This window comes from Bacillus cereus group sp. MG16, assembly GCF_040459875.1.
Classification (GTDB): domain Bacteria; phylum Bacillota; class Bacilli; order Bacillales; family Bacillaceae_G; genus Bacillus_A; species Bacillus_A paranthracis.
Genome location: NZ_JARVHE010000001.1, coordinates 3,346,894 through 3,369,076, shown reverse-complemented (window position 1 = coordinate 3,369,076; position 22,183 = coordinate 3,346,894). Strand labels below are relative to the sequence as shown.

Sequence of the window (22,183 nt, the reverse complement as noted above, 5' to 3'; positions counted from 1 at the left end):
TTTAAAAGTTATATAAAAGATGCTACGTAGAAAGGAGAGGTTTTCTTTGCTACCAAAAATTTTAATAGTAGATGACGATCCACATATTAGAGAACTTGTTTCTGTATTTTTAGAGCGGGAAGGATTTCAAACATATGAAGCAATTGATGGTCTAGATGCACTTCAAAAAATAGATGAAGTGAAAGTTGATATGGTTATTCTTGATATCATGATGCCGAATATGGATGGATTTGATGTATGTTTTGAATTAAGAAAATACTATGATATCCCTATTTTGATGCTAACTGCTAAAGGAGAAACATCTCAAAAAGTAAAAGGGTTTCATCTTGGTACGGATGATTATCTTGTAAAACCATTTGATCCGATAGAACTAGTAGTGAGGGTTAAGGCGTTATTGAAACGTTACCAAATTACAGTGTCGCAATCAATTCAAGTTGGAACTGTACTGTTAAATCGTAAAACATTTGAAGTTACAATTGGAGAACAAACGGTTACGTTACCGTTAAAAGAATTCGAATTGCTCTTTACTTTAGGCTCTAAAGCGGGGAGAACTTGTTCGAGAGAGCAATTAATTGAAGATGTATGGGGATATGATTTTGAAGGGAATGAACGCACACTAGACGTTCATATAAATCGGTTACGTGAGAAGTTTCAAGAAGAGAAGTCGAAATTTAGTATTAAAACAATAAGGGGTTTAGGATATCGCTTAGAGGTAAGTAAATGAGAAAAAGAGAAAGAATGAGTAAATTCAAGATGCTGAAAGTAACGGGAGCGATAATAGCACTCTTTTCTTTTCTTACTATTATTTGGTCTACAGCATTTTATGTATCATCTAGTATATTGGATGCCCTTGCAATACATTTATCTCCTTTTGTTACCTACCTCATTAGTGACATACTCAGTTTTATATTTATGATTCTTCTTTGGATATTAATTGCAGTATTAATGAGACCGAAGCGAGAGGCGATGATTTGGACTATTATTGAACCGATACAAAAAATTGCAAAAGGGGACTTCTCCGTAAAAATACGAAATGAAGAGAAATATGATGGAGAAATTGGTGTGCTCGTAAAAAGTATAAATGATATGACAGATGAACTAAATGCGATGGAGAAAATGCGCCAGGAATTTGTATCGAATGTTTCTCATGAAATACAGTCACCATTAACTTCTATAAAAGGATTTGCTAGAGCGCTACAAGATAACAATCTTTCAGAGGAAAAGAGAGAGCATTACCTTACCATTATTGAAACGGAAACGACGAGATTATCTAAACTAAGTCAAAATTTACTGAAGCTTACCCTTTTAGAGTCGGAAGAATATACACCAGAAAGAGTAACTTATCGATTAGATCAACAGTTAAAGCAAATTGTGTTAAATAGTGAACCGCTCTGGGCTGAAAAAGAAATTGAATTGGACCTTGATTTAGAAAAAGTGCATATAACTGCTGACCAAGAAAGTATGAGTCAAGTTTGGATTAATTTAATTCATAATAGTATTAAATTTACTCCAAGTGGTGGCACAATTACAATCCAGTTAAAAGAATATGAGAAAGTAGTGGAAGTACGTATTCGCGATTCAGGAATTGGTATATCAAAAGAACAGAAGCAACATATTTTTGAGCGCTTTTATAAAGCGGATTCTTCACGAAATCGTGCTTATGGAGGGAGTGGCTTAGGTTTGGCTATCGTAAAAAAAGTACTCGACCTTCATCAAGGAGAAATAAAAGTCGAGAGTGAGGAAGGCAGTGGTACGGAATTTATTGTGTGTATTCCGAATTATGAAGAGGAATAGTATGTGGGAATTTTATATATCGTACTGCCTTTAAATTTTCTTTGTTTAGTTACACGAATTAATTAAAAAGGCCATTTTTTAGTATAAGAAAGTTAAATTTAAAGTTAATCTGGATTCTTAACAGTTTTTCTTGTATAGAGTGATTGAGATATAAAATTCCTTCACTTTCTTGAAGTGTAGTGTAGTATTATATTTCGAATTTTATTGGTACGATTTCTGTTATATATTTCGATTTAGGAATTTTATCAATTTAGCCAATTCATCTCCCACCTACTCGCTGGGCTACGCCCTTCACGCTCCTTGAGGAAGGAGTCTTCTTGGCTAAATTGATAAAGTACATAGCAAAAAATATGATACATAGTCCGACTGCAGTTAGTAGTAAGTACTATTTTTTTCCATACATAAACACTCTCCTGTGTGGAATTTATTTCTATTTTAAATTAATTATGGAAAGAGCATGAGGGTTATAATAAAAACTTTTTATAGTTACCTACAAGTAACCTACGCACATGAAAGTGCATCATTGCCTTTTTACATAAACATAGATACAATTTTAATATAATACATAACAGAGATGATTAAGGAGTGTTATACTTGGCAGAATTATTACAAGGCAAAAATGCTTTAATTACAGGAGCAGGTAGAGGGATTGGTCGCGCTGTAGCGATCGCATTAGCGAAAGAGGGCGTAAATGTAGGTCTTTTAGCTCGCTCAGAAGAAAACTTAAAAGCTGTAGCGAAAGAAGTAGAAGCAGAAGGCGTAAAAGCTGTTATTGCGACTGCTGATGTTTCTTCATATGAAGAAGTGACTACTGCAATTGAGACGTTAAAAAACGGTTTAGGATCTATCGATATTTTAATTAATAACGCTGGTATTTCTAAGTTCGGTAAGTTTTTAGAACTAGACGTTGCTGATTGGGAAAAAATCATTCAAGTAAACTTAATGGGTGTATACTATGCAACTCGTGCAGCTTTACCAAGCATGATTGAACAACAATCTGGTGATATCATTAACATTTCATCTACAGCGGGACAAAAAGGTGCACCTGTAACAAGTGCATATAGTGCTTCTAAATTTGGTGTTCTTGGCTTAACAGAATCGTTAGCGATGGAAGTTCGTAAACATAACATTCGCGTAACTGCTTTAACTCCAAGTACAGTAGCAACAGATATGGCTGTAGATTTAGGATTAACTGACGGAAATCCTGATAAAGTAATGCAAGCAGAAGATATTGCAGAGTTTATCGTAGCGCAGCTGAAATTAAATAAACGTACATTTATTAAATCAGCTGGACTTTGGTCTACTAATCCATAGGAATTAAATTTATATTTAAAAGAAGGGATATCTATTCTGTAAGGAGTAGATATCCCTTCTTTATATTTGTGTATAAAACAGAATTTTCGGTATAATCAAAAGTGAATGGTAGAAAAGCATTGAGAAATTGAAGGGGATGGTATTTCCATGAGTATGATTGAGAAGTGGACGGCTGTTGATCAATATATGAGTGATGTATTAATACCGAAAGATTCTACATTAGAAGAAGTTCTTCAAGAAAATGCTGCAGCTAATTTACCGGCACATGACGTATCACCGACGCAAGGTAAGTTTTTACAATTATTGGTGCAAATTCAAGGAGCTCGAAATATTTTAGAGATTGGTACTCTAGGTGGATATAGCACCATATGGCTTGCAAGGGCATTGCCATATGGAGGTCGGATTGTTACATTGGAAGCGAGTGAAAAACATGCTGAAATTGCACGTAGCAATATTGAACGTGCTAATTTGACTGATAAAATTGAAATACGAGTAGGATTAGCTTTAGATTCTTTACAGCAAATAGAAAATGAGAAGTATGAACCATTTGATTTTATCTTTATAGACGCTGATAAACAAAATAACCCTGCTTATTTTGAATGGGCACTGAAACTATCACGCCCTGGTACTGTAATTATTGGGGATAACGTAGTACGTGAAGGAGAAGTTATTGACAATACGAGTAATGACCCTCGCGTACAAGGGATACGTCGCTTCTATGAGCTAATAGCTGCTGAGCCACGTGTAAGTGCTACAGCGCTTCAAACAGTCGGAAGTAAAGGGTACGATGGATTTATAATGGCAGTCGTAAAAGAATAACGAAAGGAGATAAATAGAATGAAAAAGATATTTGAAAAGTTATAACATGTATCGTATACAACGCAGTTAGCTCGTGGACCTCCAACATACTTCAAAATATAAGTTTATATTAAAAATTGGAGGTTAGGAATAGATGAGAACTGAAAAAGAAATGCTGGACTTAATTATAAATACAGCAAAAGAGGATGAAAGAATTCGAGCTGTTATTATGAATGGATCGCGTGTAAATCCAAATGTGAAAAGAGATTGTTTTCAAGACTACGATATTATATATGTTGTAAAAGATATACGCTCTTTTACGTCTAATCATAATTGGATTCATAGATTTGGAGAAATAATGATTGTACAAATGCCGGAAGAAATGTCATTAGTTCCACCAGATGGAGACGGGAAGTTTCCGTATTTAATGCAGTTCATGGATGGAAATCGGATTGATTTAACATTAGTTCCGGTTGATTTAATAAAAAAGTTCGTTGGACAAGATAGTTTAAGTAAATTACTTCTCGATAAAGATAATTGTATAGAAGAATTCCCGCCAGCAAGCGATAAAGATTACTTAATAAAAAAGCCTACAGAAAAAGAGTTTTTAGGTTGCTGTAATGAATTTTGGTGGTGTAGTACGAATGTGGCAAAAGGATTATGGAGAGAAGAGCTTTCTTATGCAAAAGGAATGCTTGAAGGACCAGTACGAGATATGTTCATAGTAATGCTAGAATGGCATATTGGTATGAAAACAGACTTTACAGTTAATGCAGGGAAGTTTGGAAAGCATTTTGAGCAATATTTCGAAGGAGATATGTGGGAGCAATTTAAACAGACATTTTCTAATGCAGAATATGAAAACATATGGGAATCATTCTTTGTCATGGGTGATTTATTTAGGGAAGTGGCGAATGAAATTGCTAACACATATGGGTATCGATATCCGCAAGATGATGATGATAAAGTGACGAACTATTTAAAACACGTGAAAGCTTTGCCGAAAGGTAGTACATCAATTTATTAATAATAGTAAGCAGTAAGACTGTCCAAATTACGGACAGTCTTATTTTTGTTTATGAATAACAATTTCTCTAACAAAGTGTAGAGGAATCACATATGAAATTTTAGGGAGGTTTTTATCATGTATTATTTTTATTCGCCACAAATGTTTGCTCCATATCAATGGGGACTAGAACGAGATGTTTCGTATGCTTATATGCCATATAATTCATTTTACTATGGAGACTATATAAACTCATTGCCATACGCATATATCCCTCAAAATTATGAAGTACAAATGAAAGCAGATGAGCGTGGATCGTGGACGCCATTTTCTTGGGTTGAAAAATATGCGTACGCATTTTCAGGACCGTACAATAAAGCGGAAGTTGCTCTTACATTTGATGATGGACCGGATTTAGAATTCACGCCAAAAATATTAGATAAGTTAAAACAACATAATGTAAAAGCGACTTTTTTCCTGCTTGGTGAAAATGCTGAAAAGTTTCCAAATGTAGTAAAGCGTATTGCGAATGAAGGGCATGTAATTGGTAATCATACGTATAGCCATCCTAATTTAGCGAAAGTAAATGAGGATGAGTACCGTAATCAAATTATAAAAACGGAAGAAATATTAAAACGTATAGCCGGCTATGCTCCTAAATTTATACGCCCGCCGTATGGTGAAATACTTGAAAATCAATTGAAGTGGGCAACTGAGCAAAATTTTATGATTGTACAGTGGAGTGTTGATACGGTTGATTGGAAAGGGGTAAGTGCTGATACGATTACAAATAATGTGTTAGGGAACTCATTCCCTGGTAGTATCATACTTCAACATTCAACTCCAGGTGGACATTTGCAAGGATCTGTAGAGGCGCTAGACAAAATGATTCCGCAGTTAAAAACGAAAGGAGCACGTTTTGTAACACTTCCAAGCATGTTTCAGACATCGAAAGAAAGAAAGTGAATGTGTTATGAATTGGAAAAAATAGGGTCGTATCGTATAATAAGAGTGTAAGTTAGGGGGGGATATAATTGAGCTATGCATTAGTCAACATAGGAATGAGCATATTGATTGGTGTTATATTTATACTTGCTGCACTTATTCTTCGAAAAAATCCACCAACGGATATTAACGCAGCATATGGTTACCGTACGAAACGATCTATGAAAAATAAGAGACTATGGGATGCGGGGAATAGGTATAGCGCAGAAGTGATGAAACAAAATGGATTCATTATGATGTTGATAGGAAGTTTTATTAGTATACTGTTTAAATATCCCCATACAACGTTAGCGATAATGATCTTTATGCTAGTACTAATCATTCGCTTATTCATACGAGTAGAGAAAAAGTTGAAGACACTTGAGCAATAATGAAAAATAGGACTCCCGACCGATATTAGTAGGGAGTCCTATTCTATTTACAAATCATTATTTTTTAGTAATTCTTTTCCTTGCTCTATAACAAATTCATAGTATGCAATATCATATGGATAAATATCTTCAAATGTTATCGTTATCGGCTTATTGTTTAAAACAGAAATAGCTGTAAAAGATGAAATCTCTCTTTTTAATAGTTGTAGAAAAGAAGTTGCATGTACTTTCATCACATCATCTACTTCTTCACCTGGTGCGAATGGAAGTGGATCGATGACATTGTGAAAATACATATGGCAAAACTCGCGATCCGTAAGATTTGAAATTTCATAATCTATTGTAAAGATTCCTGTATATGCTAGATCAGTAGTTTGAAAGGAAAGCCCTAATTCTTCCTCAATTTCACGAAGGCCACCAATTTGTACATCTTCATCATGCATAATATGTCCAGCTGAAGTAATATCCCATATACATGGGGCTTCTTTTTTATTTTTAGAGCGTAATTGGAAATATAAGAACATATCTTCATCATCTTTTTCTACAAACCAACAATGAAATGTTTCGTGCCAATCACCGTCACGGTGCACTTCATCACGTAATTTCTTCCCTAGTGTATTTCTTTCAGAATCAAATATCGTTAACCACTCTGTCATTTTAATTCCCCTTTCTGCAAACTTTATTATACAATATTTGTATTGAATTTTGGGAAAATAAAGAAAAGAGAGGTCGGTATTAGTGGGAATAGAGAGTAAGGAAATAAAATCGATTATTTCAACTGAGGTAGAATTACGGAAAATATTAGGGGAACCAAGTGAGCGAGCTTTGAAAAAGGTTATTTCATCATTAGACCACCATTGCGTAGATTTTCTGTCTAAATCTCCTTTTCTAGTACTATCTACTGCAAATAAATTAGGAGAGTGTGACGCTTCGCCGAGAGGAGATGCACCTGGATTTGTATTCGTATTTAATAATAATAAAATTATCATTCCAGAAAGACCAGGCAATCGTCGTATAGACTCCATTTTGAATATTATTTCCAATCCACGTGTAGGATTAATCTTTTTTATCCCAGGCCTTGGGGAGACACTCAGAATAAATGGCCGAGCGTATATAACAAACGACGGAGAAATTTTGCAAGAAATGCAGGCAAATGGACGCAATCCGTTACTTGGAATTGTGGTTGAGGTAGAGGAATGCTATATCCATTGTGCAAAAGCTTTTATTCGTTCAAAAATGTGGGATCCAGAATCTTGGTTAAATAAAAAAGAGTTACCTTCAGCAGCAAAAATGTTGCTGGAGCATGCGAAAGTGAATGCTTCAGAAGAAGATGTTGCACGTTCTTTAGAAGAAAGTTATACGAAAAGATTGTATTGACAAAATTATATCAATATATTTTTTGGTGAGTATCTATGTGTTTTAAAATGGGATATTTATATATAAACTCTTAATTTATAAGTAGAGAAAATTATAAATAGGTAAATCGATCTGTAAATGAATAACGCTATTGTAAAATATAATAAAAGGAGTTTTTGAAAATAGTTAGTAAAAATAGGCTTGCTTTTTAAAAAGTTGATAACTATAATAAATTAACAAATAGACATGAACGAAAAAGTAACGATAAGGACACGAAATCATTTTTACGGTTTACAGAGAGGGAAGTCAAGGGTGTGAGCTTCCTAACACGAGAAATGATTTTACCACCTTTGAACTTTAATAGTGAACGAGTAATCTAGTAATTATTGACGGAATCAGCCGTTATCTGAACTTGAGCAATCTAGAGAGAAATATGTCTAGGTTGGAACAAGGGTGGAACCACGAAAACACATTCGTCCCTTTCCTAGGGATGAGTGTGTTTTTTTATAGTTCTAGAGATTGAAAATTAAAAATAATTAAAAAATAGTATTGATTTTGTTTTTTATGCGAGTATAATGAGTTAACAAATAAACATGAACGAAAAGTAACGATAAGGACATGAAATCATTTTTACGGTTTACAGAGAGGGAAGTCAAGGGTGTGAGCTTCCTAACACGAGAAATGATTTTACCACCTTTGAACTTCAATAGTGAACGAGTAATCTAGTAATTATTGACGGAATCAGCCGTTATCTGAACTTGAGCAATCTAGAGAGAAATACGTCTAGGTTGGAACAAGGGTGGAACCACGAAAACACATTCGTCCCTTTCCTAGGGATGAGTGTGTTTTTTTATTACTTTGAAAGGAGGTGCTGTAACATGAAACGATTTGTACGTACGGAAATAACCACCACCTGCATGATTGAAAAGCAGAGTAAGGTGATTGATAAAGATAAAAAATAAAATTGTAGGAGGAGATTAGAAGATGAATAATGTTGTTAATGTAGGGGTGTTAGGATTAGGTACGGTCGGAAGTGGTGTTGTCCATATTTTGAAAGAACATTATAAAAAAATTTCACTTGATACAGGGTATGAAGTGAAAGTGAAGACAGTCGCTGTACGTGATTTAGAAAAAGAACGTGATGTTTGTATTGATGGAATCGTAGTAACAAGTCATGTTGATGAAGTTCTAAATGATTCAAATATTGATATTGTAGTAGAGGTAATGGGCGGAATTGAAGAAGCGAAGCAGCATATTGTTAAGGCTTTACGAAATAAGAAACATGTCGTAACAGCAAATAAAGATTTAATGGCTGTATACGGTGCAGAACTTCTCCAACTGGCGAACGATAATGATTGTGATTTATGTTATGAGGCAAGTGTAGCGGGCGGTATTCCGGTGTTAAGAGGGTTAACAGACGGATTAGCATCAGATCAAATTGAAAAAATAATGGGGATTGTAAATGGTACAACAAATTACATGTTAACAAAGATGAGTCAAAATGGATGGTCGTATGAAGAGGCTTTACAGGAAGCACAAAAATTAGGTTTCGCAGAATCAGATCCGACAGCGGATGTAGATGGGCTAGATGCGGCGAGAAAGGTAGCGATTCTTGCAAACTTAGGTTTTTCGATGAATGTTTCTTTAGATGATGTGCAAGTAAGAGGGATTCGAAAGGTCGAAAAAGAAGATTTACAAATGGCTGAAAAGTTAGGGTTTACAATGAAATTAATTGGTAAAGCAGAGAAACAAGGATCAGCCATTCATTTAAGTGTAGAACCGACTCTTTTACCTAGTCATCATCCATTATCGAATGTAAATAATGAATTTAATGCAGTATATGTTCACGGTCAAGCAGTAGGGGAAGTAATGTTTTACGGACCTGGAGCTGGGAAGTTACCGACTGGTTCTGCTGTAGTAAGTGATATTATTTCAATCGTTAAAAATATGAATCAAGTTCAGAAAAATAAAAGTGCGTTAAAAGAACCAGAGCCGTACGAATTACAGGGAGATGAAGAAGTCGTTTCGAAATATTTCTTGCGTATTTCATTACGAGACGAACCAGGGATGTTGCGAAAAATAACAGAATGTTTCGTTAATTATTCCGTAAGTTTAAAAGAAGTGATTCAGTTACCCTTAAATCGTGAACTTGCAGAAGTCGTTGTTGTAACACACCAAACTTCAAAGTATCAATTTGAACGAGTTTTAGGAGCGATAGAAGATGTCGCAAGTGAAATAAACAGTTATTACATTATTGAGGAGGAAAAACAATATGTATAAAGGATTATTAAAACAGTATGCTTCTTATTTACCAGTGAATGAAAATACACCTGATGTGAGCTTAATGGAAGGGAATACACCGCTTATCCCGTTATTAAATATATCAAAACAATTAGGAATTCAGTTATACGGTAAGTATGAAGGAGCGAATCCGACAGGTTCTTTTAAAGATCGCGGTATGGTAATGGCAGTTGCGAAGGCGAAAGAAGAAGGTTCAGAGGCCATTATTTGTGCGTCAACAGGTAATACATCAGCATCGGCCGCAGCATACGCGGCACGTCTTGGAATGAAATGTATTATCGTAATCCCAGAAGGGAAAATTGCACATGGAAAATTAGCACAAGCAGTTGCCTATGGTGCTGAAATTATTTCAATAGAAGGAAATTTTGATGATGCACTAAAGGCTGTAAGAAATATTGCTGCAGAAGAGCCAATCACATTAGTTAACTCGGTAAATCCTTATCGAATTGAAGGGCAAAAAACAGCAGCATTTGAAATTTGTGACCAATTGCAAAGTGCACCAGATGTTTTAGCGATTCCTGTTGGGAATGCTGGGAATATTACAGCGTACTGGAAGGGTTTCTGTGAATATGAGAAAGAAAAAGGATATAAGAAGCCAAGAATTCATGGATTTGAAGCGGAAGGAGCAGCTGCTATTGTAAAAGGGCATGTAATTGACGAGCCAGAAACAATTGCAACAGCGATTCGCATCGGTAACCCAGCAAGTTGGTCATATGCAGTAGAGGCTGCTGAGCAATCTCACGGTGAAATAGATATGGTATCAGATGAAGAAATTTTACATGCGTATAGATTATTAGCAAAATCGGAAGGGGTTTTCGCTGAGCCAGGATCAAATGCTTCATTAGCTGGCGTAATGAAACATGTTCAATCTGGAAAAATCAAAAAAGGAGAAACAGTTGTTGCAGTTTTAACTGGAAACGGCTTGAAAGATCCTGATATCGCAATCTCTTCTAATACATTAGATATTGCAAGTGTTTCAAATAATATAGAACAAATTAAAGAGCATATTAAAGGGGTGATTATGTCGTGATACCATTAAGTATTCGTGTTCCTGCTAGTACAGCGAATGTTGGACCTGGATTCGATTCAGTAGGAATAGCTTTGTCATTATATTTACATGTAGTAGTTAAAGAAAAAGCTGATAAATGGCAAGTAATCCATTCCTTTGAAGATTCAATTCCGACAGACGATAAAAATTTAATTGTTAGCACGGCATGTAAAGTATGTCCTTCTTTATCACCCCATATAATAGAAGTTACTAGTAACATCCCGCTAACAAGAGGTCTAGGAAGTAGTGCATCAGCAATTGTAGCTGGGATAGAGCTTGCGAATCAACTAGGCAAATTGAGCTTAACGACTGATCAAAAAGTTCAAATTGCTACAAATTTTGAAGGTCATCCTGATAATGTTGCTGCTTCTATATTAGGAGGAACTGTAATCGGAGCACTTGATGGAAAGAATGTATCGGTTGTAAGAATTGAAAGTAAGGAATTAGGCGTAATTTCACTTATTCCAAATGAAGAGCTAAATACAGATGAAAGCCGATCTGTATTACCAGATGTATTTCCGTTTCATGAAGCTGTTAAAGCTAGTGCAATAAGTAATGTATTAGTAGCTGCTTTATGTCAAAAGAAGTGGGAAGTTGTAGGGGAAATGATGGAAAGAGATCATTTTCACGAGCCGTATCGTTTAGAACTTGTACCGTTATTACCATCTATTCGTAAATGTGCAAAAGAATTCGGTGCATACGGTACAGCGCTTAGCGGTGCAGGACCATCTATTTTTATATTAACGCCTTATGAGAAACGTCAAGAAATTGCTGAGCAATTAGCGAGAGTATTTACGTCTATGAAAGTGTGTGAGCTAGAAATTGATCATAGAGGGATTACTGTAAATAAAGAAGAACATATTGGATTATAAAGAAAGCTAGTATCGCTAGCTTTCTTTATGTTGTAAATATGTTTGCATATAAAAGAAAAATATGAATGTATAATTTAGTAAAGAGTATATTAACTTGGAGGTGAACGGATCATATGAAGAAAGAGTTACCGGAAGAAAAAAGAGAACGTATAAGGCAAAGTGAATTGAAAAACAATTCTACCGGTTCTTTACATGATGGGCTCAACAGAGCTGAAACGGGTAGTCCAGTTGATATGGCGGGTGGTATGAATTGGAAAGGTACAGCGCTAGTAATTTTAGTGCTAGTTTTAGCGTATATTATATACACTTATTTTTTTAGTTAAGAAATGCATGTTAAAGCTTTGAATGATTTGCTTTTATAATTAGTGAGGATGAAAAACACGGTTATTGTACTATATATATTAAGCAGATTATAGTTGTCCATATATATTTATTTTTAATCCCAAAAATAGAGCTAGCATTATGCTGGTTCTATTTTTTTGCCACATTCCTGTAACAAAGCCTCTGTATATTCAGTGGTGGAGGTGCAGAAGATGAAAAAAATGATAGCAATATGTCTTCTTACAACGATGTCATTTTCGACTTTAGTCGGGTGTGATGTAAAAGGTAGCAATACTGTTCAAGAGTCTAAAATAAAGAAAGCAACGTATAAAGAATTTACTTATGATGTCAATCCAGAGACTTTCACGTTAATTGTAGAACATGATGGCGTAAAGGAACTGGCATCACAGCCCTTGCCGAAAATGAAGGTGTCGAATGTAAAAAAAGAAAAGGATCGTACATCTTGGGAATATCCAGATCAAAAAGTAAAAGTGAGCCTAGAGAAGAAAAAAGATCACTTAAATATTGAAGTAGAATCGACTGGTGCAGAAAGCTTTACTTGGCCGAAAGTACAAGCTGAAAATTATACACTTCCGTTATGGGAAGGGAAGCAAATTTCGAGTAATGATGAAAATTGGAAGAAGTTTTTAAAGGATGATGCATATTCATTTGCTGAATCATTTTCTATGAAGTTTTTCGCATTAAATGGTTTGAAATATTCAATTGTATATATCGCGAACAATATGTTTAATAATGAGGTGAAATTTCATTCGGATCCGAAAATCGGGTTTGATTTTATACATGAATTTCCGCGTATAAATAAAAATAAAACATATGGATTTCAAGTATATGTGACAAATAATGATGTAGTAAGTATTGCTAAACTGTATAAAGACAATATCGCTCGAAAAGGTGAATTTAAAACATTAAAAGAAAAGGCTAGAAAAAATAAAGAGATAGAAAAGCTTTACGGTGCAGCTCATTTTTATTTTTGGAATCAAAATGGCTTATCAGAAAGTAATGTAAATTGGCCAAAGCTAAGAGAGAAAATAAATAGCCCTTTGTTTAGCCATATAAAAGAGCTTATTCAAAAATATAGTTCAGAGCCTGGGGAATTGAATGTATTAGATCAAGTAAGTAAACAAGATTTCATTGATAAGTATCAAAAAAATGTTATTTTACGTTATATAAACGAAGTGTTATCAATGAAAGAATTTTATAAAGATGATATTTTTCAAAACGTTAATCAGGAAGCTAGTGTGCTATTAAAGAAAGGTGTAGGTCACTTAACGAATACAGAATTGTATAGCTTAAATAAGCATTTATTAAAGTCGCTACTCGGTGATGCGGTTGAAGAGGTAAGTAAATGGGGTAATGCAGATGGAACGGACATACTAAAGGAAATGAAAGAGGCAGGAATAGAAAAAGCGTGGATTGGTCTGCCAAACTGGGAACAAGGATTTATGCAACCTAATTTCGTGACAGAAGCTAAGGAAATGGGGTATTTAGTTGGTCCGTATGACTCATATCATTCCATTCACGAAAAAAGTGATAAAAATTGGAACACAGCATCCTTTAATGACCCATCATTATACGAAGAGGCTACTGTAACGAAGAAAAATGGAGAAAAGGTGCAAGGGTTTTTAGGTAGAGGGCGAAAATTAAATCCAACTTTATCTCTGCCTAGTGTAAAAGAACGCATGAATGATATATTACAAAATGGTCCTAAATATAATTCATGGTTTATTGATTGTGATGCGACAGGTGAAATTTACGATGACTATTCAGCGAAACATATAACGACACAAGAGCAAGATTTAAAAGCACGTTTAAAACGAATGGACTACATTGCGCAAGAAAAGGGTATGGTCGTTGGTTCTGAAGGCGGAAATGATTTTGCTAGTAGTACGATTGCATTTGCTCATGGTATTGAAACGCCTGTAATTAAATGGGACGATGAAGATATGAGGAAAAACAAAACAAGTCCGTATTATGTAGGTGGATATTGGTCACCGAATCAAAATGTTCCAGAAAAATATGCAAAACAAGTACCGTTAAAAGAAGAGTATAAACAAGTGTATTTAAATCCTGTATATTCAGTACCGTTATATAAATTAGTATACAATGATTCTATAATTACAACGCATCACTGGGAATGGGGAAGCTTGAAAGTAAAAGATGAGGTCGGAAACCGTATGCTATACGAATTATTGTATAACGTTCCTCCGTTGTACCATTTAGATGAAGTAGAGTGGAATAAGCATAAACAAGAAATTACGCAGCACCTGAAAGTTTGGAATGAAGTTCATGAAAAGGCAGTAAAAGAAGAAATGACGAACTTTGCATATTTGTCAGAAGATAAGTTAGTACAATCAGCTTCGTATGGAAAAAACATTGAAATTATTGTGAATTTCTCAAATGAAGAGATAGAAACACAAAAGACGAAAATAAAAGCAAAATCAGCTTTCATTATTAATAATGGAAAGCAAACTATGTATACACCAAACTAATAAAATTATAATATATGAATTTAAAAATAATTTTATATAAATAGTGACTTGCCAAAAATAAGCACGAGAGTATAATGTGAAATGGAGTACATATTGGATTTGCGCAGTAACCTTACAAAATTGTAAGGTAATTGAAAGGAAATTCAATATGAAGGTTAATAGACTTGCATTATAATTGGGAAAGAGAAAGAGAGGCGAATGGATATGAGCTCTGAATTAGAACAGAATACGAGAAGCAGTAAAAACCGTTCTAAAAGAAAGTCAATAAAATGGTTCATTTTAATTCCGTTTTTCCTACTTATTTTTGGTGGAGTAGGATATGGATCGTTAATATATAATAAAGCAAAAGCAGTAGTAAGTGATGCATATGCACAAATTGATAAATCATCGAAGCGTGATAAAGAAGTTGAACCTTTAAAGGATAACATTTCAATTCTAATCATGGGTGTTGATGGTAGTGAAATGAGAAAAAGTCAATACGGAGAAGCTGTTCGAACAGATGCACTTTTATTAGCAACAATTAATAAAGATGATAAATCAGTTAAATTAGTAAGTATTCCGCGTGATTCACGTGTATATATTCCATCTAGAAAGAAATTAGATAAAATTACACATGCACACGTATTTGGTGGTGTTGAAAGTACACGCGATACAGTGGAAAGATTTTTAAATGTTCCTGTTGATTATTATGTGAAGTTTAACTTTGAATCATTCGTACAAATTGTCGATTCACTTGGTGGTATTGATATTGATGTACCAGTTACTTTCACTGAACAAGATAGTAAAGACCAAGCAGGTATGATTCATTTAGAGAAAGGCTACCAACATTTAAATGGAGAACAAGCACTTGCGCTTGCAAGAACGCGTAAAATTGACAGTGATGCAATGCGTGGTCAAAGACAACAACTTGTAATTGAAGCAATTGCTAAAAAAGCGATGTCTGTTCAATCTATTAGCAAAATGGGCTCTTTACTTGATGCGGTTGATAAAAATATGAAAACGAACTTAACTTTCGATGATATGCTTGCTATTACGAAAAATATGGCAGGATCTAATTTGGAAATGGAAAAAATGCAAGTGGAAGGTACGGATAAACGTATCGGAGGCATTTATTATTACATTCCAAATGAAAAAAATGTGAAAGATATTTCGAAAAAATTAAATGAACATTTAGGTGTAACACCAAAGCCAGTTCGAAATGAATAATAAAAAAAGGTTGGCCTTTGCCAATCTTTTTTTATCGAGATGGATTTGTAACTTTTCTGTAACGATTTTTTATACTTAAATCATTTCAATTTATATAAACAAAAGGTGCAATTATACGATATACTAGAGGAGAAGATTTGGCAATTAACTCCTAATGCTGAAGAGAAGCAAATGCAATTCATCAAAACTATAGAACGAATCGAATTGATAGGAGATCGAAATAGACTAAAGTAAATTTTCTTGAATATTGTTCAAAATGCCATTAAATATTCACATAAAAATGGTAAAGTATATATTGAAGTGACTAAAAATAAAGGACAAGCAGTGATAAAGGTGAAAGACGAAGGGATTGGAATTGCTAAAGAGCATTTACCGTATATAGAACAGTCATTTTACCAGATTAATAATTATGCTACAGGTGCGGGTCTTGGTTTAGCCATCGTAAAAAAAATGGTGGAGCTTCATGGAGGTACAATAAATATTATAAGTAAAGAAGGAATAGGAATGACCATTTTGATAAAACTCCCATTATAATACATATAAAATCTGTTTATATAGTGTAATAAAATAAATAGATGTATAATTATATTGGGTGATTTATATATAAGATTAATAGGGAGAGGAATTCGATAGAATGGAAAAAGTTTTTAAAATTAAACGAGTAGTATTCGTTTTAATAGCGATTGCAGCAGTAGCTATTGGGTATTTCATGTTTCAATCCATTACTTCACCAGCAAAGGCTGTTGCAAAACAAGAAAATGTAGTACAACTCGCAAGTGAACAACCGAAAGTAGAAATGAATAAAACGGCACCAAGTCGTTTTAATGGTAAGGAAAGAAAAGTTGCTTATCTTACATTTGATGATGGCCCGGGGAAATATACGGCTGAATTATTAAATACGTTAAAACAACATGATGCGAAGGCGACATTCTTTTTAATTGGAGCGAATGTAAAAGAGTTTCCAGATTTAGTGAAACGAGAAAATGCAGAAGGTCATTATGTAGGAATGCATAGTATGACGCATAATTTTGCAAAGTTATATAAAAATGGCGAGTATGTAAATGAGATGAAAGAAGATCAAAGCTTAATCGCCAATATTATTGGGAAATCACCTAAATTAACACGTCCACCATACGGTTCAATGCCTGGATTAAATGAAAGTCTTCGAAATAAAGTGGTAGAGGGCGGCTTTAAAGTGTGGGATTGGACAATTGATTCATTAGATTGGAAATATAATAAAATGCAAGTTGATGCAGCTGCAGCACAAATTGCTCAAAATGTATTAACAAATGCAACAAAACCACAAGAAGTCATTTTAATGCATGATATTCATCCGCAATCAGTTGCTGCTGTGCCAGCAATTTTAAAAGGGTTAAAAGAAAAGGGTTATGAGTTTGAAGCTTATCATGAAGAGAGTCACTTCCCAGTGAATTTCTGGCATGATAACCGTATGTAATGGAGGAATGAACGTTGAAGTATGGAAAAGTAGCAGTAGTTGGAGCACTATCAGTAGGACTATTAACAGGTTGTTTCGGTGAAAAACCAGAAGAAAACCTATATACAGCTTTTGAAACAGCGGCGACACAAGAGAAATCATTAGTTGATGAAGCGAAAAAATTAGAGAAGTTAGAGAAGGAAGGCCAAGAACTATATTCTCAAATTTTACAAGAAGGTAAAGATCATAATGACGCTGTTATGAAGAAAATAGAGCAGGCTACTGCCAATGTAGATGATCGTGAAAAAGCTTTGAAAAATGAGAAAGAAATGCTAGAAAAAGCTCAGAAAGAAACGAAATCTGTTCAAGGAAATATAGAGAAGCTTGAAGATAAAAAATTACAAAAACAAGCGAAAGCAGTAGAAGAGTCGTATAAAAATCGTTATGATGCATTCCAAAAGATGAATGAAAATTATACGAAGGCGTTAGCGACCGAAAAAGAATTGTATGAAAAATTAAAAGTAAAAGAAACGAAATTAAAAGAGATTGGTGAAAAAGTTAAAGCTGTTAATGAATTAACTATGGAAGCACAAAAATCAAAAGAGCAATTTAACAATTTTACAAAAGAGTATAATGACAGTAAATTAGCATTCTACAAAGATGCAGAGATTAAGATTAAAGATAAGAAATAAAGAAGAGTTTTAAGAGTAATAAAAAGCCGGAGAAACATCGTCACAAATGTTTTTTCGGTTTTTTACGTTAAATGAATAGAAAAGACTGGAATTGATATCATAAAAGAGTTATAGTGAATTATTCCAAGGGAAACATTGTAAAGTAAGGAGACTGGAAATATGTCATATGAATTTTTACTCAAATTAGGTTTAGCACTCTTTTTAGGATTATTCATCGGGATAGATAGGCAGCTAAAGAATAAACCACTTGGTGTGAAAACAAGTATGGTTATTTCTGTAGCAAGTTGTTTAATTACGATGGTTTCAATTGAATCTGTACATGTATATTCTGTTCCAGGGCATACAAATATGGATCCCATGCGTTTAGCTGCTCAAATTGTGAGCGGAATTGGTTTTCTTGGAGCAGGTGTTATTTTACGAAGAAGTAATGACGTTATTTCTGGATTAACGACCGCCTCTATGGTGTGGGCTGCTTCAGCTTTAGGTATTGCGATTGGAGCAGGATTTTATTTACAAGCGACGGTTGCTATGATTTTAATTATTTTAGCAATTAATGTACTTCCGCAACTTGTGAAAATTGCAGGACCGTATTCATTAAGACAAAAGGATTTATCTATAAAAATTACTGTAAAAGAGCATCATGAGTTGGATGGTATATTTAAGCAAATTAAAAATTTAGGTATGCATGTAAAACGCGTGAAGATTAAAGATATAGATAGTGGAGCATTTCAGCAATTAGAGATGGTTATTTTAGCTCCAGAAGATTTATATACAACTGAGCTATATAGTTCACTAAAAGAGATAGATCGTGTTGTTTCAGTTGAAGTGGAAAGTAGATAATTGTAAGAAAAAAGAGTGAAGTGAAAATTCACTCTTTTTTTGTTTGGATTTTTAAGGAAGTAAATTGATATAATGATGAGTAAGCAAGGGGGGAGAAATGATGGAAATACATATTAGAAGAGCGATAAAAGATGATATACCATGTATAGCAAAGGTCCACGCTGATAGTTGGAAAACGACATATAAAGGCATATTCCCTAACGAGATTTTAGAAAATATAACATATGAGCAACGGGAAAGACAATGGGAAAATATTTTTCAAAAAGAATGTAATCATCAATTTAGATTTGTAGCAGAGACGTTAAATGGAGAAATAGTTGGATTCATCGATGGAGGAGCAGAAAGAACTGGTACATATAATTGTGATGGAGAATTATATGCGATTTACCTTTTACAAGAGTATCAAGGCATGAAAATAGGACAAAAGTTATTTCAAGCTTTACTATCTGAATGTACAAACAATAATATGCAATCACTTTTAGTATGGGTTGTTACGAATAATCCTTCTAAGAAGTTTTATGAAAAATTTAATCCAGAAAAAATTGATACGAAATTTTTAGAAAGATTACAGGTGGAAGAGACAGCGTATTATTGGAAAGATATTAATAATATTATTATGTAAAGTGTATGTTTGAAAGAGGTATACCAATTAAAGTATACCTCTTTTGTTTCACTCGAATGGTTTGGACATAATGCGAAAGATATATGAAAAGAAGAAATGAAAGTACTAACAAATAGAAATTTAGAAGTAGTAACTTCTTAGTATAAAATGATGTAAGAGTCTCTCATTGTAGAGACTCTTTTTTAAAAATACAAATAACCAAAAATTACCATGTATTTAAATTAAAATTTAACACAATTTATATATAAATAAGGAGGTGATTGGTAATGGCTAGAAATCGTAATTCTAATCAATTAGCATCACATGGAGCACAAGCGGCTTTAGATCAAATGAAATATGAAATTGCACAAGAGTTTGGTGTACAACTTGGCGCTGATACTTCTTCACGTGCAAACGGTTCTGTAGGCGGTGAAATTACAAAACGCCTTGTAGCGATGGCAGAACAACAACTTGGTGGCGGATATACTCGCTAATTGTAGAAGGTTATAGGAGAAAGGAAGGATTCTTCCTTTCTTTTTTTTTCAATTAATTGGTATGGATATATTGTGAACTGGATTCAAAGAATAGGAATAATACTATATTTTCCCCAATTTCTTTTGTTGTGAATGGGAAGTAGTAAAAATGTAATAGCCCTGGTGGAATGAAAAGTTACGTTCCAGCAGGGCTATTATATGGTAAGAAATATATGATGAAAGGTTTCGAAGCCAACATGTTAAAAAAAGAAAACTGTTGTTTGATTGCGCTTGCACCAGTTCCACTTGTTATGACATTAGGGAATTCAATGCTCATTCCAATTCTGCCGACTATTGAAAAGAAATTACATATTTCATCGTTTCAAGTATCCATGATTATTACCATTTATTCTATCGTAGCGATTCTACTTATACCGATTGCTGGTTATTTATCAGATAGATGGGGACGAAAGATGGTAATGGTTCCGAGTTTGCTGATTGCGGCTATAGGAGGAGCGATAACTGGTTGGGTATCTTGGAAAGTTGATAATCCCTACACTTGGATATTGATCGGTAGAGCGATTCAAGGTATTGGTGCTGCTGGTGCAATGCCAGTTGTTATACCGTGTGTTGGTGATTTATACAAAGATGAAAAACAAGTTAGTACAGGTTTAGGAATCATCGAAACATCCAATACATTTGGGAAAGTGTTGAGCCCTATTTTAGGGTCTGCTCTGGCTGCCATTGTATGGTTCTTGCCGTTTTGGGCGATTCCAGTTTTATGCGTAGTATCAATTGTTTTATTACTTGTTCTAGTAAAGGCAAAGAAACAAGAAGGAGAAGTACCACCGCTTAAAGAGTTTATAAAATCAATTCTTGCTACGTTTCGAGAAAAAGGAAGATGGTTAATTGCCATTTTTGCATTAGGTGCAATTATTATGCTTATTTTATTCGGAATTCTCTTTTATTTGTCAACTATATTGGAATCAAAGTATGACATTCATGGTATTTGGAAAGGGTGTGTACTTGCAATCCCGTTACTTGTACTGTCACTTAGTTCATATATGGCTGGCAAAAAAATTGGAGATAACCAAAATGTGATGAAGAAGTGTATTTACATTGGTTTTTTAATGGCTGCTGCATCAGTCATCATTCCTTTATTTATAAAAGGAATTTATTTACTACTTCTTTGTCTCGTTATTATGGGGGTAGGAATTGGTATGGCACTCCCATGTTTAGATGCTCTCATTACACAAGGAATTGAAAAGGAGCAAAGGGGGACGGTTACGTCATTTTATAGTTCTATGCGATTTATCGGTGTAGCAGCTGGACCACCTCTATACTCTTTTTTCATGAAAGGTGCTGACCATGAAGTGTTTTATGTAACAAGTATTTTCGCTGGGATCGGTGCTGCTATAGCAATCATTTGGATCAAACCAGCAAAAGATGCAAAGAACGTAAAAAAGAAACCAGAACCTACTTCATAATTTGAAAGAGAATTGCATGATGTTTTCAGTAACATGCAATTCTCTTTCGTTCATTAGGGATAAATAACTTGTTTTAACATATAAAGTGCGACACCCCATATGATGAGACCGGAGAATTTATTTAACAATACGATTGTCTTTCCGGTTGAGTCTAGCCTTTTTAAAAATTTCCCTGCTAAAGCTAAGCAAATAAACCAAATCCAAGAAACGATAACAGTTGCAAGTGTGAAAGCCCATTTTTCACTTCCTATGTATTGAATCGAATTTGTTCCAATTACACCGATCGTATCTAAAATTGCATGTGGATTTAATAATGAAACCGATGCAGCGAAAAGTATTTGTTTTTTTACTGGCATACTTTTTTCTTGTTTTACATCGTTGGAAGGGTTACTTCTCCAAATAACAAAGCCCATGTATAGGAGAAAGAAAAATCCAATTATATATAACGAGTTAGTTAGCCAAGAAAAAGTAAGGAGTACAAGGGAAACGCCTTGTACCGCTATCAATATGAGTAACGTATCACATATAGAGGCAGTTAATACGACAGGGGCTGCCCTCCAAATGTTTGGTTGGCTCGCACCTTGGTTAAAGACGAAAACATTTTGAACACCTAATGGAATGATAAGACCAAATGCAAGAATGATTCCATGAATAATTGCTTCATTCATCATATTTCCTCCTATTTAAATTTATTATGATAGTGTATATTGTATAGAAGAAATGAAAATTTGTATCCATCCATATGGTTGGGGA

At 34.3% G+C, this 22,183-nt stretch carries 22 protein-coding genes, 1 pseudogene and 2 other annotated features; of the genes and pseudogenes, 21 read left to right on the top strand and 2 right to left on the bottom strand.

Annotation, left to right across the window (positions count from 1 at the left end; all coding sequences use genetic code 11):
• Positions 1–46: 46 nt before the first annotated feature.
• From hitR to QCI73_RS17410, 7 genes are all read left to right on the top strand, one after another.
• Complete coding sequence (gene hitR / locus QCI73_RS17440) at positions 47–724, top strand: envelope stress response regulator transcription factor HitR (protein ID WP_048557535.1); 678 nt, start codon at positions 47–49, stop codon at positions 722–724.
• The gene (hitS, locus tag QCI73_RS17435) at positions 721–1,794 is read left to right on the top strand and encodes an envelope stress sensor histidine kinase HitS (RefSeq protein ID WP_262725461.1); all 1,074 of its coding nucleotides are present in this window, start codon (positions 721–723) and stop codon (positions 1,792–1,794) included. Before hitR ends, hitS begins: the two co-directional genes overlap by 4 nt.
• Before the next feature lie 594 nt (positions 1,795–2,388).
• A complete protein-coding gene (locus tag QCI73_RS17430) occupies positions 2,389–3,108 on the top strand; it encodes a 3-ketoacyl-ACP reductase (protein WP_000818985.1) in 720 nt (239 codons plus the stop codon).
• Between the two features lie 147 nt (positions 3,109–3,255).
• Positions 3,256–3,927, top strand: coding sequence for an O-methyltransferase (locus QCI73_RS17425; protein ID WP_353823421.1), 672 nt, complete (start codon positions 3,256–3,258; stop codon positions 3,925–3,927).
• Positions 3,928–4,060: 133 nt separating this feature from the next.
• Complete coding sequence (locus QCI73_RS17420; RefSeq protein ID WP_353823420.1) at positions 4,061–4,933, top strand: aminoglycoside 6-adenylyltransferase; 873 nt, start codon at positions 4,061–4,063, stop codon at positions 4,931–4,933.
• Positions 4,934–5,050: 117 nt separating this feature from the next.
• Positions 5,051–5,878 carry a peptidoglycan-N-acetylglucosamine deacetylase gene (locus tag QCI73_RS17415; RefSeq protein WP_353823419.1) on the top strand — a complete coding sequence of 276 codons (828 nt, stop codon included), beginning with the start codon at positions 5,051–5,053 and terminating at the stop codon, positions 5,876–5,878.
• A 95-nt stretch (positions 5,879–5,973) separates the two neighbouring features.
• Positions 5,974–6,288 (top strand): SdpI family protein, encoded by a 315-nt coding sequence (locus QCI73_RS17410; RefSeq protein ID WP_353824118.1) that lies wholly within the window; start codon positions 5,974–5,976, stop codon positions 6,286–6,288.
• Positions 6,289–6,335: 47 nt separating this feature from the next.
• Here QCI73_RS17410 and QCI73_RS17405 read toward each other — a convergent pair whose 3' ends face one another.
• Complete coding sequence (locus QCI73_RS17405) at positions 6,336–6,944, bottom strand: NUDIX hydrolase (RefSeq protein ID WP_353823418.1); 609 nt, start codon at positions 6,942–6,944, stop codon at positions 6,336–6,338.
• Positions 6,945–7,026: 82 nt separating this feature from the next.
• Between QCI73_RS17405 and QCI73_RS17400 the strand changes: the two genes are divergently transcribed.
• The 14 genes and pseudogenes from QCI73_RS17400 (at position 7,027) to bcbE (ending at position 21,430) form a co-directional block, all read left to right on the top strand.
• Entirely contained in the window at positions 7,027–7,665 is a 639-nt protein-coding gene (locus QCI73_RS17400; protein ID WP_353823417.1) for a pyridoxamine 5'-phosphate oxidase family protein, read from the top strand.
• Positions 7,666–7,896: 231 nt separating this feature from the next.
• Positions 7,897–8,128, top strand: a binding site (T-box leader).
• Between the two features lie 114 nt (positions 8,129–8,242).
• Positions 8,243–8,474 (top strand) — a binding site (T-box leader).
• Between the two features lie 154 nt (positions 8,475–8,628).
• Positions 8,629–9,924 (top strand): homoserine dehydrogenase, encoded by a 1,296-nt coding sequence (locus tag QCI73_RS17395; protein ID WP_353823416.1) that lies wholly within the window; start codon positions 8,629–8,631, stop codon positions 9,922–9,924.
• Positions 9,917–10,975: a threonine synthase gene (gene thrC / locus QCI73_RS17390; RefSeq protein ID WP_000276440.1), complete on the top strand. Its 1,059-nt coding sequence runs from the start codon at positions 9,917–9,919 to the stop codon at positions 10,973–10,975. Before QCI73_RS17395 ends, thrC begins: the two co-directional genes overlap by 8 nt.
• A complete protein-coding gene (gene thrB / locus QCI73_RS17385) occupies positions 10,972–11,865 on the top strand; it encodes a homoserine kinase (protein ID WP_353823415.1) in 894 nt (297 codons plus the stop codon). Before thrC ends, thrB begins: the two co-directional genes overlap by 4 nt.
• A 113-nt stretch (positions 11,866–11,978) precedes the next feature.
• Positions 11,979–12,188 carry a DUF6366 family protein gene (locus QCI73_RS17380; protein ID WP_000711909.1) on the top strand — a complete coding sequence of 70 codons (210 nt, stop codon included), beginning with the start codon at positions 11,979–11,981 and terminating at the stop codon, positions 12,186–12,188.
• Positions 12,189–12,398: 210 nt separating this feature from the next.
• On the top strand, positions 12,399–14,696 hold the full coding sequence (locus tag QCI73_RS17375; RefSeq protein WP_353823414.1) for a glycoside hydrolase: 2,298 nt from the start codon (positions 12,399–12,401) through the stop codon (positions 14,694–14,696).
• Between the two features lie 204 nt (positions 14,697–14,900).
• Positions 14,901–15,902 carry an LCP family protein gene (locus tag QCI73_RS17370; RefSeq protein WP_327924446.1) on the top strand — a complete coding sequence of 334 codons (1,002 nt, stop codon included), beginning with the start codon at positions 14,901–14,903 and terminating at the stop codon, positions 15,900–15,902.
• Positions 15,903–15,971: 69 nt separating this feature from the next.
• Positions 15,972–16,436 (top strand): annotated as a pseudogene (locus QCI73_RS17365) (sensor histidine kinase); the annotation flags it as partial.
• Positions 16,437–16,536: 100 nt separating this feature from the next.
• Entirely contained in the window at positions 16,537–17,358 is an 822-nt protein-coding gene (locus tag QCI73_RS17360) for a peptidoglycan-N-acetylglucosamine deacetylase (RefSeq protein WP_000416558.1), read from the top strand.
• Between the two features lie 14 nt (positions 17,359–17,372).
• Positions 17,373–18,029 (top strand): YkyA family protein, encoded by a 657-nt coding sequence (locus tag QCI73_RS17355; protein WP_000873552.1) that lies wholly within the window; start codon positions 17,373–17,375, stop codon positions 18,027–18,029.
• Between the two features lie 159 nt (positions 18,030–18,188).
• Positions 18,189–18,869 carry an MgtC/SapB family protein gene (locus QCI73_RS17350; RefSeq protein WP_000119508.1) on the top strand — a complete coding sequence of 227 codons (681 nt, stop codon included), beginning with the start codon at positions 18,189–18,191 and terminating at the stop codon, positions 18,867–18,869.
• Positions 18,870–18,966: 97 nt separating this feature from the next.
• Positions 18,967–19,491 (top strand): GNAT family N-acetyltransferase, encoded by a 525-nt coding sequence (locus tag QCI73_RS17345; RefSeq protein WP_353823413.1) that lies wholly within the window; start codon positions 18,967–18,969, stop codon positions 19,489–19,491.
• A gap of 266 nt (positions 19,492–19,757) precedes the next feature.
• Complete coding sequence (locus tag QCI73_RS17340; RefSeq protein WP_000113545.1) at positions 19,758–19,964, top strand: alpha/beta-type small acid-soluble spore protein; 207 nt, start codon at positions 19,758–19,760, stop codon at positions 19,962–19,964.
• A gap of 236 nt (positions 19,965–20,200) precedes the next feature.
• Positions 20,201–21,430, top strand: a complete 1,230-nt coding sequence (gene bcbE, locus QCI73_RS17335; protein WP_353824117.1) for a bacillibactin exporter BcbE — start codon at positions 20,201–20,203, stop codon at positions 21,428–21,430.
• Positions 21,431–21,483: 53 nt separating this feature from the next.
• Here the strand turns inward: bcbE and QCI73_RS17330 are convergent, their stop codons facing one another.
• A complete protein-coding gene (locus tag QCI73_RS17330; RefSeq protein ID WP_353823412.1) occupies positions 21,484–22,098 on the bottom strand; it encodes a LysE/ArgO family amino acid transporter in 615 nt (204 codons plus the stop codon).
• Positions 22,099–22,183: the final 85 nt, after the last annotated feature.

What these genes read in the sequence shown, in the direction of transcription:
- hitS (WP_262725461.1), top strand. Translation starts at nt 721, where the DNA reads ATGAGAAAAAGAGAAAGAATGAGTAAATTCAAGATGCTGAAAGTAACG.
- QCI73_RS17425 (WP_353823421.1), top strand. Translation starts at nt 3,256, where the DNA reads ATGAGTATGATTGAGAAGTGGACGGCTGTTGATCAATATATGAGTGAT.
- QCI73_RS17420 (WP_353823420.1), top strand. Translation starts at nt 4,061, where the DNA reads ATGAGAACTGAAAAAGAAATGCTGGACTTAATTATAAATACAGCAAAA.
- QCI73_RS17415 (WP_353823419.1), top strand. Translation starts at nt 5,051, where the DNA reads ATGTATTATTTTTATTCGCCACAAATGTTTGCTCCATATCAATGGGGA.
- QCI73_RS17410 (WP_353824118.1), top strand. Translation starts at nt 5,974, where the DNA reads ATGAGCATATTGATTGGTGTTATATTTATACTTGCTGCACTTATTCTT.
- QCI73_RS17405 (WP_353823418.1), bottom strand. Translation starts at nt 6,944, where the DNA reads ATGACAGAGTGGTTAACGATATTTGATTCTGAAAGAAATACACTAGGG.
- QCI73_RS17395 (WP_353823416.1), top strand. Translation starts at nt 8,629, where the DNA reads ATGAATAATGTTGTTAATGTAGGGGTGTTAGGATTAGGTACGGTCGGA.
- thrC (WP_000276440.1), top strand. Translation starts at nt 9,917, where the DNA reads ATGTATAAAGGATTATTAAAACAGTATGCTTCTTATTTACCAGTGAAT.
- QCI73_RS17380 (WP_000711909.1), top strand. Translation starts at nt 11,979, where the DNA reads ATGAAGAAAGAGTTACCGGAAGAAAAAAGAGAACGTATAAGGCAAAGT.
- QCI73_RS17375 (WP_353823414.1), top strand. Translation starts at nt 12,399, where the DNA reads ATGAAAAAAATGATAGCAATATGTCTTCTTACAACGATGTCATTTTCG.
- QCI73_RS17370 (WP_327924446.1), top strand. Translation starts at nt 14,901, where the DNA reads ATGAGCTCTGAATTAGAACAGAATACGAGAAGCAGTAAAAACCGTTCT.
- QCI73_RS17360 (WP_000416558.1), top strand. Translation starts at nt 16,537, where the DNA reads ATGGAAAAAGTTTTTAAAATTAAACGAGTAGTATTCGTTTTAATAGCG.
- QCI73_RS17350 (WP_000119508.1), top strand. Translation starts at nt 18,189, where the DNA reads ATGTCATATGAATTTTTACTCAAATTAGGTTTAGCACTCTTTTTAGGA.
- QCI73_RS17345 (WP_353823413.1), top strand. Translation starts at nt 18,967, where the DNA reads ATGATGGAAATACATATTAGAAGAGCGATAAAAGATGATATACCATGT.
- QCI73_RS17340 (WP_000113545.1), top strand. Translation starts at nt 19,758, where the DNA reads ATGGCTAGAAATCGTAATTCTAATCAATTAGCATCACATGGAGCACAA.
- bcbE (WP_353824117.1), top strand. Translation starts at nt 20,201, where the DNA reads ATGTTAAAAAAAGAAAACTGTTGTTTGATTGCGCTTGCACCAGTTCCA.
- QCI73_RS17330 (WP_353823412.1), bottom strand. Translation starts at nt 22,098, where the DNA reads ATGAATGAAGCAATTATTCATGGAATCATTCTTGCATTTGGTCTTATC.